This is a genomic window from Terrimonas sp. (genome assembly GCF_003075435.1).
In the GTDB taxonomy this organism is placed as follows: Bacteria; Bacteroidota; Bacteroidia; order Chitinophagales; family Chitinophagaceae; genus Agriterribacter.
In genome coordinates this window covers 33,774-48,385 of the sequence record NZ_QCZJ01000015.1, presented here as the reverse complement: position 1 = coordinate 48,385, position 14,612 = coordinate 33,774, and the positions used below count along the sequence as shown (strand labels likewise).

Genomic DNA, 14,612 nt, shown 5'->3' with positions numbered 1-14,612 from the left:
AGATTTCAAATCTCAAATTCCTTAACTTTATATACATCCACTAACGATTGAAACTTTTTATATGTCTTCATTACCATGGCGTGAAGGTATAGTCATTCGCATTAAAGAAGAAGCTCCGCTTACGCGCAGGTATTGGATAAAGGTAACGGATACAGATAACTTCGATTTCAAGCCAGGACAATTTGTTACACTCGATTTACCGATTGATGAAAAGCCGGCAAGACGCTGGCGCAGTTATTCCATCGCTTCCTGGCCGGATGGCACAAATATATTTGAGCTGGTAATTGTATTGCTGGAAGGCGGTGCAGGCACCACCTATATTTTTAATGAAATAAAAGAAGGTTCAGTATTTACGTTCCGGGGAGCGTTGGGCGTATTTACATTGCCGGATCAGCTTGATAAAGATCTGTTCCTTATCTGCACGGGCACAGGCGTAGCACCTTTCCGCAGCATGATGCATTATATTGACATGCACAATATCGTGCATCAGAATATTTATCTCATTTTTGGCTGTCGCGAAAAATGCAATATCCTGTATTATGATGAATTGCGGCATCTTACAGAAAATGTGCCCATGTTTCATTATATCCCCACATTATCGCGGGAGGAATGGGAAGGCAAAAAAGGTTATGTACATGCGGTATACGAGGAGCTTACAAAGCACAAACCTCCTGCTTATTTCTTTCTTTGCGGCTGGAAAAATATGATTGACGAAGCCAAACATAGAATTGTAGCAATGGGATATGATAAGAAGGCTATTCACCAGGAATTATACGGGTAATTCATTATCATCAACAACTACAAAAGCTACTATAAACTTTGCGTTAATAACTGGATTGAATCCATGTTCTATCCCTCACTTATTCAAATAATCTTATCTTTCCAAATGCCTTTAATAAATATGAAAGTATTGACTATGAAGAAATCATTAGTTGTTTTTGCCTGCATGGTATTTGCAGGTACACAAGCACAAAGGTCAATGGATTTTGAAAAATATGATCCTGTATCCACACTTGTTGTGCCTGAACATATTGTTACCAAAGCTAAATTTCCTTTTATTGATGTGCACAATCATCAGTGGAATTTATCAGAGCAGGCAATACCCGGTTTACTTAGAGATATGGACAAAATGAATATGACGGTAATGGTAAACCTGAGCGGCGGTAATGGTAGTAAGTTGCAGGGTATGGTGGAAAGCATTAAGAAGGTTGCGGCAAAAAGATTTATCGTTTTCGCTAATATTGATTTTAATGGTGTGGGCGAAAAAGACTGGACTGCAAACGCGGTTAAACAATTACAGGCAGATGTGCAGCATGGTGCGAATGGTTTGAAGATATTCAAAAACCTGGGCTTCTCCGTAAAAGATAAGGACGGTAAAAGAGTTGCGATAGATGATCCGCGCCTGGATGCCGTTTGGGATAAATGCGGTGAGCTTAAGATTCCGGTGCTTATTCACACGGCTGATCCCAAACCTTTTTGGGATGAAATGGATGAACATAATGAGCGCTGGCTCGAGTTAAAAACACATCCCAATAGAAAAAGAGGACCTGATGATCCTGAACCCTGGGAGCAATTAATAGATGAACAACACCGTATGTTCAAAAAGCATCCTAAAACAACTTTTATAGCTGCGCATTTTGGCTGGTATCCCAACGATCTGGGTAAACTGGGTTCGCTTTTGGATGAAATGCCTAATGTGGTAGTAGAATTTGGCGCGGTGATTGCTGAATTAGGCAGGCAGCCACGGGCAGCAAGACAATTCTTTGAAAAATACCAGGACAGGATATTATTCGGGAAAGATAGCTGGGTGCCGGAAGAATACAATACTTATTTCAGGGTACTGGAAACAGCTGATGAATATTTCCCGTATCACAAAAAATATCATGCATTCTGGCGCATGTATGGCATGGCCCTGCCAGACACTATTTTGAAGAAAATATACTATAAAAACGCTTTACGTATTATCCCTGATATTGATAAAACACTTTTCCCTGACTAACTTATCTAATTTCCCATTATATTGCACCTCCTTAAAATGATTTGACCGATTATGGAATACAGTAAAATTATATCTGTTACAGGTTTACCAGGTTTGTATGAGCTGTTAAGCTCTAAAGGTGATGGAGCTATTGTTCGTTCGCTGGATGATAAAAGCAGCCGTTTCGTTTCTTCCCGCAGTCACAATTTCTCTCACCTGGAGAGCATTGAAATATTTACTGTTCGTGAAAATGTAAATCTCGCGGAAGTTTTTCTTGTAATGAAGGAAAACAATGCAGATCTGCCGGATGCTAAAGACAACGCAGCAGTAAAAAAATATTTTGAAGCAGTATACCCTGATATGGATTTTGAGCGGGTGTATACAAGCGATATGAAGAAGATTGTAAAATGGCTTGAAATTCTCACTGCAAATAATATTGATATAAAAGTGCCGGAAGTGGTTGAAGAGGAAGAAGAAGTAGCAGCTGAACCCGAAGTGAAAGAAGAAAAGAAAACGGCTAAGAAGAAAGAGGAAGCAGCAGTAGAACCTGAGGAGAAACCTAAAAAAGCAGCAAAGAAAAAAGAATCACCAGCCGAAGAAGAAGCTGCAAAAGAAACAGCAAAGAAAAAGGAAGCAGCGCCCAAAAAGAAGGCTGCAGCTAAAAATGAGGAGAAGACTGACACAGAAGAAAAGCCAAAGAAGAAAGCTGCTCCTAAAAAGAAATAATATAACGGCTCTTTTTGCTTATCTCTTTTCCTGATTACGATTATGATTAAGGCAACCGCTGATATACACAAGAAAGAAAGACACTTTTTACCCGGAGATTTTGAGGTTACAACCTGGGAAGCGCTGGAGCCTTATTTCAAAGCGTTGGTTGATCGTAAAATAAATTCCAAAAAAGAACTGGAGCAATGGCTTGAAGATGTAAGTGAACTGGAGGCAGTGGTATCTGAAGATGCCTGCTGGCGGCAGGTTCGCATGACCTGCGATACGGAGAATGCCGCATTAAGAGATGCATTCAATTTCTTTTATACAAATATTTCTCCTCATATTCAGCCGTATAGTGATGCCATCAATAAAAAGCTGATGGATAATCCTTATACCGAAGCGCTTGACCACGATAAGTATTTTACTTACCTGCGTTCAGTTAAAAAGAATATTGATCTTTTTCGTGAAGAGAATATTCCGCTACTTTCTGAATTGAGTGTAGAGCAACAACAGTACGGTGCAGTTGTTGGAAAAATGACTGTTGAAGTGGAAGGAAAAGAATACACACTGCAACAGGCTTCCAAATTTTTAGAAAGTCACGACAGGGCACGTCGTGAATTGGTTTATCGAAAAATCAATGAGCGAAGACTGCAGGATAAAGATGTGTTGAATGATCTTTTCACTGTGCTTATTCATAAGCGCCACCAGGTGGCATTAAATGCAGGATTCAGCAATTACCGCGATTATATTTTTGTTGAAAAAGGAAGGTTTGATTATACCAAACAAGACTGCTTTGATTTTCACAAAGGCGTGAAGCAATATGTAATGCCATTGGTAGATAAGATCAACAAGAAGAAAAAAAAGAAATTAGGGCTTGGTATACTCCGCCCCTGGGATACTGAAGCAGAAGCTGAGGGCACAGCGCCTTTACGTCCGTTTAAAAACGGGAAAGAGCTTTTGGAGAAATCTATTCAATGCTTTAACAGGTTGCGTCCATTTTTTGCCGACTGTCTTCGTAAAATGGATGAACTAAAACATCTTGATCTTGACAGCAGGAAAGGCAAGGCTCCCGGCGGATATAATATGCCGTTGGCTGAAAGCGGTGCGCCCTTTATTTTTATGAACGCTGCCGGGCAAATGCACGATGTAACTACAATGGTACATGAAGGCGGCCATGCTATTCATTCTTTTTTATCGCATCCGCTGGAGCTGAGCGCATTTAAAGAATACCCCATTGAAATGGCAGAAGTAGCCAGTATGTCGATGGAATTATTTACGATGGATTACTGGGATACGTTCTTTAACGCTGCTGATGATCTTGCAAGAGCGAAAGAACATCAGCTGGAAAGAGTAATTACCGTAATGCCATGGATAGCTACTATCGATAAACTCCAGCATTGGATATACGAACACCCGTTTCATACTGTTGAAGAAAGAAAAACAAGATGGATGGAGATTTTAAATGAATTTTCATCTAACGAAATAGATTTCACAGGGTTAGACGATTATCGTGAAAACGCTTGGCAGCGCCAGTTACACCTGTATGAGGTTCCTTTTTACTACATTGAGTATGGTATAGCGCAGCTTGGTGCTATCGGCATGTGGAAACAATTCAAAGAAAATAAAGAAAAAGCTTTGGATAATTATATGAATGCTTTAAGTTTGGGGGGAACGAGAACATTGCCGGAATTATATAAGACAGCAGGTTTGCAGTTTAATTTTTCACCAGCATACATAAAAGAATTAATGGAATTTGTTGATACCGAAATGCCGGCATAAGCAAATTTTTAAAATAGCTACTAATCAGAGCCTTAACCAAAAGTCCCGATGTTTCTACATCGGGGCTTTTGTGCTTTTAGCAGGTTGTATACATACTAATATCTTCATCCGGTCATTAATGCAACCTCAAGCTATTTACGAAAAGAAGGATAAACAAAAAATAAGCTATACCATGAGATTGTATTACATTTATACAACCTAAAAACATCATATATGATTAAGAAAGTTGCAGGCGAAACCTGGAAACCTCTACAGTTCCCTGGCTGGGCAGCATTAAGAAAGAAATACACCGTTTCTAACCAGGGAAGAGTTGCAAGTTTTACCAATGATATTTACGAAGACGGTCAACTCCTTAGCGGTTCCTTAACCACAGGATATCGCAGTCTTAATCTTCATCGCCCCAACAATAAAGGCACTATATATATTCACAGAGAGATAGCCCGTATTTTTTGTAAAAAACCTTCTCCCAAACATCAGTACGTTATTCATATCAACTACAATAAAACGGATAATAAGGCCTCCAATCTTAAATGGGCAACACTGGGCGAAGTAAGCAGCCACCAGCAGAAAAGCCCGGCTAAGATTGCGTATAAAAAAGTACAGGCTAACCGTTCTTCTGGCTTAAAACTCAAAGCCTCGCAGGTAAGCATCATCAAAAAAGCGATCACTGATCCAAAGCGTAAACTTACCTATAAACAGCTTGCTGAAAAATACAAGGTAAGTGAAATGACTTTATACAGAATTAAAAGTGGAGAGAACTGGGCCAGGGTGAAATAGAGAGGAGAAAGGCGTAGGAAGGAGAATGATTGAAATTCCTGAAAGCTGGAGGTTTGTGGTTTATAGTTTAGGGTTAATGGTTGATGGCTGATGCGTACTGACTGCCCACAGCCCACAGCTGAACGCTGATAGCTAACCGCTAACTCCTCATATCCTTTTACTTCTCAAAAAAACAACCTGCTTTTTCACAACAACCTGTAAATTGCCTGCCTAAGCAAAATTATATTTGTTATGCTGCAGCAATCCACTATTCAATTTTTAAAATCACTCACAAAAAATAATAACAAGCCCTGGTTTGATACAAATCGTCCGAAATACGAAACAGCAAAAAAAGATTTTGAAAACTTTATACAGGAGCTGATTGATGCCTATGGAAAAAAAGATGCTTCTGTTGCATCTCTTGCGGCAAAGGAATGTATGTTCCGCATCAATCGCGATATACGCTTCAGTAAAGATAAAACACCCTATAAAAAGAATTTTGCAGCGAGCATTAACAGGGGTGGCAAAAAATCCATCTTCGCGGGTTATTATTTTCACCTTGAACCTGGTAATAGTTTTATCGGCGGCGGTATCTGGATGCCAATGCCCGCAGAAACACAAAAAATACGGCAGGAGATTGATTATTGCTTTGATGAGTTTAAAAAGATCATCACGGCGAAAAAGTTTACGGCTGTATATAAAACGCTCGACCAGGATGCAGCGCTTCGCTTAGCCAATGTCCCTAAAGGATATACAAAAGATAATCCTGCGGCAGATTACCTGAAATACAAGAGCTGGATTGCCATGCAGCCTTTTACAGATGCGGAGCTCGCATCAAAAGACCTGGTGAAAAAGAGTGTGGAAGCATTTGTAGCATTACAACCGCTGATTGAATTTTTGAACAGGGCTATAGGGGATAAAGAATAAGATTGTTTATACCGCAAAAACTTAGGCGATTGTCGCCGTAGTGTGTGTCTTATGAATCACAAAAGACGCCACCTGGCCACGGCAGGAAAAGCTGGCAAATTTGACAACTTTTTCATTTAACAGGGCAGATTGCAAATACAACCAGGAGACACAATAAAGAATATGTTGCTAAAATACATGGTAAAGTAAGCGAGCTGTGATTTTACTGTAATTTCTACGCAAATACATGTGGAAACAATGCGTGTAAATACCCTAAAAAAAGCCTTCCAAATCACCTCTCCCCGGCTTAATTTTTGTACCTTTGCATGATATTTTTTTAGTAAGAAAACAGTTGATTTTTCAGAAGATTTATGAGTAACGAAACACAGGCTTTAGACACTCCCCCGGTTGCTTCCGGTTATGGTGCAGATAGTATACAAATTCTTGAAGGTTTAGAAGCGGTGCGTAAGCGTCCTGCCATGTATATTGGTGATATCAGTGCAAAAGGATTGCATCACCTGGTATACGAAGTGGTAGATAACTCCATTGATGAGGCATTGGCCGGATATTGTAAAAACATAACCGTTACTATTCATGAAGATAACTCCATAAGCGTTCAGGATGATGGTCGTGGTATTCCCACAGGCATAATGAGCAAGGAAAAACGCAGCGCCCTGGAAGTGGTGATGACGGTATTGCATGCCGGCGGTAAGTTTGATAAAAACACCTATAAAGTATCCGGTGGTTTACATGGTGTGGGTGTAAGCTGCGTTAACGCATTGAGTACCGTATTGCATGTAACCGTGCAACGCGAGGGGAAGATTTTTGAGCAAGAGTATCGTACCGGTATTCCGCAATATCCTGTCCGTGAAATTGGCACCACTGATAAAACAGGTACCCGAACTCATTTTTGGCCTGATAGTTCAATTTTTACGGTTACCGTTTACAATAAAGAAGTGCTGGAAGGCCGCCTGCGTGAGCTGGCCTATCTTAATAAAGGCATCAGTATAACGTTGAATGATCTTCGTGAAAAGGATGAAAACGGCAATACATATTCCAAAACTTTTTACAGTGAAGGCGGTATTTCTGAATTTGTTGAAATGCTTGACCAGAATGGTAACCGCCAGCCTTTATTGCCAAAAGTAATTTATGGCGAAGCACATGATCCTGCAACCAATGTGGCGGTTGAAGTAGCAATGGTGTACAATACCAGCTTCCAGGAGCATATCTTCAGTTATGTAAATAATATCAATACCATTGAAGGCGGTACGCATGTTGCCGGTTTCAGGCGTTCCATTACCAGGGTTTTTAAGGCTTATGGTGAAAAAGAGGGCATGTTTGAAAAAGCTAAAGTGGAAATTGAAGGTGATGACTTCCGGGAAGGACTAAGCGCTATTATTTCTGTAAAAGTTCCTGAACCGCAGTTTGAAGGGCAAACAAAAACCAAACTGGGCAATAATGAAGTGATAGGTGTGGTTGATTCTGCGTTAAGCAGGGTGTTACAGGATTACCTGGAAGAAAATCCCAAAGAAGCTAAGCAGATCATCAATAAAGTGATATTAGCTGCGCAGGCAAGAGCCGCTGCAAGAAAAGCAAGAGATCTTGTTCAACGCAAAAGCGTTTTAACCGGCGGCGGTCTTCCCGGTAAACTTGCTGACTGCTCAGACCGCAATCCCGACAAATGTGAGCTATTTCTTGTAGAGGGTGATTCGGCAGGCGGTACGGCAAAGCAGGGACGCGACAGGAACTTCCAGGCGATATTGCCATTGCGTGGTAAGATACTGAACGTTGAGAAGGCAATGGAACATAAGATTTATGATAATGAGGAAATCAGAAATATGTTCACAGCGCTTGGTGTAAAAAGAGGAACAGCTGACGATCCTAAAGCATTGGATCTTTCCAGGCTGCGTTACCATAAGTTGATCATTATGACCGATGCCGATGTGGATGGAAGCCATATTGCCACGTTGATCCTTACTTTTATATTCCGTTATATGAAAGAACTGGTTGAACAGGGGTATGTTTATCTCGCTCAACCACCATTATATCTTGTAAAAAAGGGAAAGGAATCAGGCTATGCATGGAGCGAAGAACAACGAAAAGCATTGGTGGAGAAGCTGGCCGGCGGTAAAGAAGACAGCGTAAACGTGCAGCGTTATAAAGGTTTGGGTGAAATGAACGCCGAACAACTTTGGCAAACCACCATGAATGCTGAAACAAGAACTTTAAAAAGAGTAACGATTGAAAGCGCAGCAGAAGCAGATCGTGTTTTCAGTATGCTGATGGGGGATGAAGTTGCACCAAGAAGAGAGTTCATTGAATCGCACGCCAAATACGCCAACCTTGACGTATAAATAATTTTAGCATTTACGGAAATGATATTTTATTATCTTCGAACCTGAATACATATTCGCAAAAGATTTAATAAAACGATTATTCACAATAAAAACTCATTAAAATGTCAGACACAACATTAACAGCATACAACGTAAAAACAAAAGAAAAGAATGTTCCTATTCAGGATGCCGTAATAACCAAAACCGCTAAAGGTGCTTATATGGCACAGGGGCATGACGGTAAAGGAAACAAATTAACTACTCTTTTGGGTGAAGCAAAAGCACTGGCTGCTATACAGGCAGGCACTGCAAAACAAGGCTGGTAATACGTACTTATGTTTCATATAATGGCAAAGCATGGAATCTATAGATTCCATGCTTTGCTTAAGGGGGTAATACAGTAAAAAATGCGAAGCAGATGCTTCGCATAATAAATATTTATTCGCTGTTTTTCCCGGGGGATAACAGCTCAGTATAACGTATTCTTACTGAATATTGGGATTCTTTGCGTATCCCATTTTAGCTTCAATGCTTAATGTAGCATGAGGAACAGCGCGGAGGCGGGCTTTGTCTATAAGCTTGCCTGTTACGCGGCAGATGCCATAAGTTTTATTTTCTATGCGCATCATGGCTTTTTCCAGGTGATCAATATATTGTATCTGCCTGCTTGCCATCTGGCTCAATTGCTCTCTTTCCATGCTTATGCTGCCATCTTCCATCGTCATGTAGCGGTTTTCGCTTTCATCGCCACCCATATCGTCTTTGCGGGTAATTAAACCCTGCAGGTAGGAAAGCTCTTTCTTAGCTGCATCTAATTTACGCTGTATCAATTCTTTAAATTCTGTCAACTCTGCATCACTGTATCTCATTACTGGTCCATTTTGTTGTGCTGCCGGTCTATCAAGCACGGATTGTGTAAATTCTGGTTCGTATTTCCTTGCGTTATTGGTGCTTAACTTAGGTATTACAACTGGTTTTGAAGGTTTTACATCTTCCGCTTTCGCTTTCTCCTTAACAGCAGGCTTCTTGATTTCTGCAACCTGGGTTGTTTTTACCTGAGCCTGTGGCTGAGCTGTATTTACAGCTTTTTTAACTGCTTCAGGTTTAACTTTTGGTTCTGCCTTTTTTGCAGAAACAACAGGTTTTACCGGGGCTTTTTTTGCCGGAGCAGCTTTCTTAACAGGCTTTGCAATCGCTTTTTTAGCTTGCGGCTTAGCAGGTTTTACCTGTTTTGCAGCAGGCTTAGCCGCCTTTTTCGGAGCTACCTTTGCAGGCTTAGCCGCTTTTTTAGGGGCAGCTTTTACAGCCTTAGCTTTTTGTGGAGCCGCTTTTTTTGCTGGCTTTTTGTTGGTTGGCATGCATTTATGCTTTTTTGGTAACTAAGATTTTTAAAGGTATGTCATTTACTTCAATTTCAACTCCATCCGTAATATCTGGTAGCCATTCTAATTTATCTGCCAAAATTTCGGCGCAAATATATGTATTAAATTCAGTGATAGATGGTTTAAGCGTACTATTTTCAGATAGTTTCACTAAAATGCGGTCGGTAAGTTCATAGCCGCTGTCTTTCCTTATCTTTTGTATGCGGTTTACGATCTCACGGGCATTTCCCTCGTTTTCAAGTGCAGGGGTAAGCGTTACATCAAGGGCTACGGTTAGCTGTCCCTTGTTGGCAACAATCCATCCCGGCACATCTTCGCTTTGTATCTCAACTTCAGACAGTTGTACAGGTATCTGTTCTCCATCAATAGTAAATATATAAACGCCTTCCTTTTCAATAGTGGCTATATCATCCTGTGTAAAAGCAGCTAAAGCAGCACTTACCGGTTTCATTTTGGCGCCAAGCTTTTTACCAAGCGCTACAAAGTTGGGCTTGATCTTTTTGTTGATAAAGCCATTTCCTTCGGTTAAATATTCAATCTCTTTAATATTTACTTCGCTTTTTATCAGGTCGCTTACTTTATCAATTTGTGCTATAATATTAGTATTTGTAACCGGGATGAGTACTTTTTGGAGCGGCTGGCGAACCTTTATATTAACTTTTTTTCTTAAGGAAAGGATCAGGGAAGAGATATCCTGCGCCAGTTGCATTCTTTCTTCCAGTGATTCATCAATAGCAGCAAGATCTGCTTTGGGAAAGCGTGTATGATGAACGGATGCTACTTTTTGACGCCCGGAAACCGCATTTAGGTTAGAAAATACAGCATCTGCAAAAAAAGGTGAAATAGGCGACATGAGCTGTAAAACCGTTTCAAGACACTCAAATAAAGTTTGGTATGCACAAATTTTGTCATGTTCATACTCACCTTTCCAGAAACGGCGGCGGCATAAACGCACATACCAGTTACTGAGGTGCTCATCCACAAAATCTTCTATGGCCCTGCCGGCGTGAGTAGGTTCATAATCGTCCATATACCCGGCAACCCTTTTCTTTAAACTGTTTAATGAAGAAAGTATCCAGCGGTCAATTTCAGGTCTTTCCGTCAATGGAATATAGGCTTCTTTAAAAGCAAAGCCATCCACATTAGCATATAGTGCAAAAAACTGGTAGGTGTTATACAATGTACCGAAGAACTTGCGCTGAACTTCTTTAATGCCCTCAATATCAAACTTTAAGCTATCCCAGGGAGACGCATTGGTGATTAAATACCAGCGGGTGGCATCAGCGCCAAATTTTTCAATGGTGGCAAACGGGTCAACCACGTTACCGAGGCGTTTACTCATTTTGTTGCCATTCTTATCCAGCACCAACCCATTTGAAACGCAGGTTTTATAGGCTAAGCCGGGATATTTTTCGTCGTTCACATCAAAACCTGACTTTTTCAGCTCTTCCTGCACCGATTCTTTGAGCAGGCTGCCTAAAGCGTGTAAAGTATAAAACCAGCCACGGGTTTGGTCAACGCCCTCGGCTATAAAATCTGCCGGGTAGTTTTGGGCAAATATTTCCTTGTTTTCAAAAGGGAAATGCCATTGCGCGTAAGGCATGGCGCCACTATCAAACCAAACATCCACCAAATCCGGGACGCGTTTCATGGGTTTGCCGGTTTTGCTCACCAATATCACTTCATCTACATAAGGTTTATGAAGATCAAGAATACCTTCATGCAGGTAGTTTTTATTTACATCTCCTCCCAATACCTCGCCGGCTTTTTTGATTTCAGCATTAAGCTCAGCTATTGAACCAATGCAGGTTTCCTCATCGCCATCTTCTGTTCTCCAAACGGGCAAAGGTGTTCCCCAATAGCGGCTGCGGCTCAGGTTCCAGTCAACCATATTTTCCAGCCAGTTACCAAAGCGGCCTTCGCCGGTTGATTTTGGTTTCCAGTTGATGGTCTTGTTAAGCTCGATCATCCTGTCTTTTAATGCGGTGGTTTTAATAAACCAGGCATCCAGCGGATAATACAGTACCGGCTTATCTGTGCGCCAGCAGTGCGGATAATTATGCTCGTATTTTTCAATCTTAAAGGCTCGGTTTTCTTTTTTCAGCTTTACGCAGATGTCAACATTCACATCCACATAATCTTTTTCGTCCTTATAGTTTTTTACATAGCGGTTGCTGAATTCACCCAGCCCATCAAGGAACTTACCGGTTTTATCAACCATAGTAAGTATACCGATATTGTATTTTTTACCTACCCTGAAGTCATCAGCGCCAAAAGCAGGGGCAGTATGCACTATACCTGTACCATCTTCTGTGGTTACAAAATCACCCAATATTATACGGAATGGCTTTGCGCCAGGGGTTAAAGATTCCACAACTGCAGGTGAGTTGGCTTCAAACGCCAATAACTGCTCGTATTGTAAACCTTCCAGTTCTTTTCCTTTAAATGAGGCTAATATTTTCCAGGGAAGCGTTTTGGTTGCGGCTGAGTATCCTTCAAAATCACCATTTTCTTCTTCTGCTTTAAAGTACTTGCCAAGTAATGCTTTTGCCAGCACAACATTTACCGGCAGGTGGGTATAAGGGTTAAATGTTTGTACCAGCACATAGTCTATGTTGGCGCCAACCGTTAATCCAAGATTTGAAGGAAGTGTCCACGGTGTGGTGGTCCAAGCAAGAAAAAATACCTCATCGCTTTTGGCGGCATCAAATAAAAAAGCGCTTTTTTCATTTTTTACCGCTTTAAACATAGCCACGGCACTCGTATCCTTTACCATTTTATATGTACCCGGCTGGTTCAGTTCGTGAGAACTTAAACCTGTACCGGCTGCAGGAGAATATGGCTGAATGCTAACGCTTTCATACAATAAACCTTTCTTGTATAATTCACTCAAACACCACCAAAGCGTTTCTATATAATTGTTTTCGAAAGTGATATAAGGATCTGAAAGATCAACCCAATAACCCATTTTATTGGTAAGCTCATCCCACTTGTCTTTATATTTCAATACCTCTTTGCGGCAGGTGGCGTTATATTCTTCAATAGATATTTTTTTCCCGATATCTTCTTTGGTGATCCCCAGCATTTTTTCCACACCCAGTTCCACCGGTAAACCGTGAGTATCCCAACCGGCCTTCCGTTTAACCTGGAAGCCCTGCATGGTTTTATACCTGCACACCAGGTCCTTAAGTGTACGCGAAATAACGTGGTGAATACCCGGCATGCCATTAGCGCTCGGGGGGCCTTCATAAAATACAAAAGGCGTAGAGCCTTCTCTTATATCCACGCTTTTTTCAAATGCGTTTTCGTCAGCCCACTTTTTTAATATTTCCTGTTCAACCGCAGGTAAGTTCAACCCGGTATATTCTTTATACTTCAATGCCATATTGTCGAAAAAAATGTTGGCGAAGTTACAGAAATATAGGGGAATTAGGCGCAACTAATACCACATGAGCATATTCCGGATTTTGCATTGACTCAAGCCTGTAATATGCAGAAAAAGGTAACATGGTATGCCTATGCAGACAAAATAGTTATGAAAATATTTTCACGCAATATCGCGTCGTTATGTACTGTTGTGTTTAGGGAGGAGAGATGAACTGTGCAAAAGCGAAATGTGGGTTGATCCGGCTACACAAGGTGTATTTTGCTTCGGCAGTAAATTTGCAAATCATATCTTTTGTATCAGTGTTAAGCCAGTCTTTACTGCTGCTCATCAGAGCTGCGATAATTATGTACCCGTTTTAGGGTATATTAGTTGCTGGTTTTACCTTAACGTATTATGTCCAACAAAAAAATTAAACTGTATAATGGCGTTTATAGTGCATTGAAATATAAAAACGGTTCACCGTAAATTTACGGTGGTGTTTAAACAAAACTGAAAAAAGAAAACAACAATAGCACAATAAACAGTGTTGCAACGGTAATGCATTGTGATTCGATTGCTTACTTAACAATGTTAATAGAAATTAAACAAGCTGTGCTATCTAATTAATTGCTGATGAAGATTGCAGTAAAAAAATATCAGTTATCCACAAATTGATTTTTGGCACAGTTTCTGAAAATAAGTGCTTTGTAAAAAGTAGCAAAGTGATTTTTACTTTTTACGGATATACAAAAACACTTAATTAAACAGTAAGCACTTACTATAAAAATTTTCCAGGGTTTAGGGATTAGGGATCGAGGGAGGTATTCATACCTCCTTCTTCTTTTTAAAAAACATTGCCACGAAAGCAATGAATTCAATCCCTGCATTCGCGGCAATAATAAAGTAATAGTATCATTACTTTATTACCGCAATTCCTTTTGCGGTAAACCTGATTTCTTCTGTGGGTTGTGTTATTGCTTCAATTTCTTCTTTAGATTTTTTTGCATCTTTTGCGTAGTGGCGCAATTCATCTACAGATGTAATTTTCAACTCAGCTTCGCCATCCAGCGCTATTGTTTTTCCTTTAATTGCAGACGGAAGAAAAAAACCATAATCCTTCATTTTTACAAAAGCAGTAGTGCTGTCGTTTACCTGTAATTTTAACCAGCAACCTTTTTTAGGACAAACATCCAATACTTTAGCTTTTATAATTACGGGTATGGGTTTTTCTTTTTTTAGTTCAGCAGGTACTGTTGCAATATCTGTTGCTTTTGTTGCATCAGCACCGGCGCCGTAGCTATCGCCGGGTAAAGCTTTTCCTTCCGGTGGTTGTGCTAACGAAAATTTTGATGCTATAACCAGCATCGCTAATACAAATATTTTTTTCATGGTATATATTT

At 40.4% G+C, this 14,612-nt stretch carries 11 protein-coding genes; 8 read left to right on the top strand and 3 right to left on the bottom strand.

Translation table 11 applies throughout. The annotated features are described in order from the left end of the window. The first annotated feature begins 61 nt into the window (after positions 1 to 61). The 8 genes from DC498_RS16100 (at position 62) to DC498_RS16065 (ending at position 8,789) form a co-directional block, all read left to right on the top strand. Positions 62 to 781 (top strand): ferredoxin--NADP reductase, encoded by a 720-nt coding sequence (locus DC498_RS16100; RefSeq protein ID WP_116875209.1) that lies wholly within the window; start codon positions 62 to 64, stop codon positions 779 to 781. Between the two features lie 135 nt (positions 782 to 916). Next, positions 917 to 1,999 carry an amidohydrolase family protein gene (locus tag DC498_RS16095; RefSeq protein WP_206197645.1) on the top strand — a complete coding sequence of 361 codons (1,083 nt, stop codon included), beginning with the start codon at positions 917 to 919 and terminating at the stop codon, positions 1,997 to 1,999. Positions 2,000 to 2,050: 51 nt separating this feature from the next. After that, entirely contained in the window at positions 2,051 to 2,704 is a 654-nt protein-coding gene (locus DC498_RS16090; RefSeq protein ID WP_116875207.1) for a DUF5606 family protein, read from the top strand. Between the two features lie 42 nt (positions 2,705 to 2,746). Further along, complete coding sequence (locus tag DC498_RS16085) at positions 2,747 to 4,465, top strand: M3 family oligoendopeptidase (RefSeq protein ID WP_240628032.1); 1,719 nt, start codon at positions 2,747 to 2,749, stop codon at positions 4,463 to 4,465. A 213-nt stretch (positions 4,466 to 4,678) separates the two neighbouring features. Beyond that, positions 4,679 to 5,242 (top strand): NUMOD4 domain-containing protein, encoded by a 564-nt coding sequence (locus DC498_RS16080; protein WP_116875206.1) that lies wholly within the window; start codon positions 4,679 to 4,681, stop codon positions 5,240 to 5,242. Positions 5,243 to 5,473: 231 nt separating this feature from the next. Further along, positions 5,474 to 6,148: a DUF2461 domain-containing protein gene (locus tag DC498_RS16075; protein WP_116875205.1), complete on the top strand. Its 675-nt coding sequence runs from the start codon at positions 5,474 to 5,476 to the stop codon at positions 6,146 to 6,148. A gap of 350 nt (positions 6,149 to 6,498) precedes the next feature. Beyond that, complete coding sequence (gyrB, locus tag DC498_RS16070; RefSeq protein WP_116875204.1) at positions 6,499 to 8,481, top strand: DNA topoisomerase (ATP-hydrolyzing) subunit B; 1,983 nt, start codon at positions 6,499 to 6,501, stop codon at positions 8,479 to 8,481. A gap of 104 nt (positions 8,482 to 8,585) precedes the next feature. Beyond that, positions 8,586 to 8,789 (top strand): hypothetical protein, encoded by a 204-nt coding sequence (locus DC498_RS16065; RefSeq protein WP_116875203.1) that lies wholly within the window; start codon positions 8,586 to 8,588, stop codon positions 8,787 to 8,789. 159 nt (positions 8,790 to 8,948) lie between these two features. On the opposite strand, the gene DC498_RS16060 is transcribed toward DC498_RS16065, so the two are convergent. From DC498_RS16060 to DC498_RS16050, 3 genes are all read right to left on the bottom strand, one after another. Next, positions 8,949 to 9,821 (bottom strand): TraR/DksA family transcriptional regulator, encoded by an 873-nt coding sequence (locus DC498_RS16060; RefSeq protein WP_116875202.1) that lies wholly within the window; start codon positions 9,819 to 9,821, stop codon positions 8,949 to 8,951. Positions 9,822 to 9,825: 4 nt separating this feature from the next. Next, positions 9,826 to 13,230, bottom strand: a complete 3,405-nt coding sequence (gene ileS, locus DC498_RS16055; protein WP_116875201.1) for an isoleucine--tRNA ligase — start codon at positions 13,228 to 13,230, stop codon at positions 9,826 to 9,828. An 897-nt stretch (positions 13,231 to 14,127) separates the two neighbouring features. Further along, positions 14,128 to 14,601: a DUF4920 domain-containing protein gene (locus tag DC498_RS16050; RefSeq protein ID WP_116875276.1), complete on the bottom strand. Its 474-nt coding sequence runs from the start codon at positions 14,599 to 14,601 to the stop codon at positions 14,128 to 14,130. Between the last annotated feature and the right edge of the window lie 11 nt (positions 14,602 to 14,612).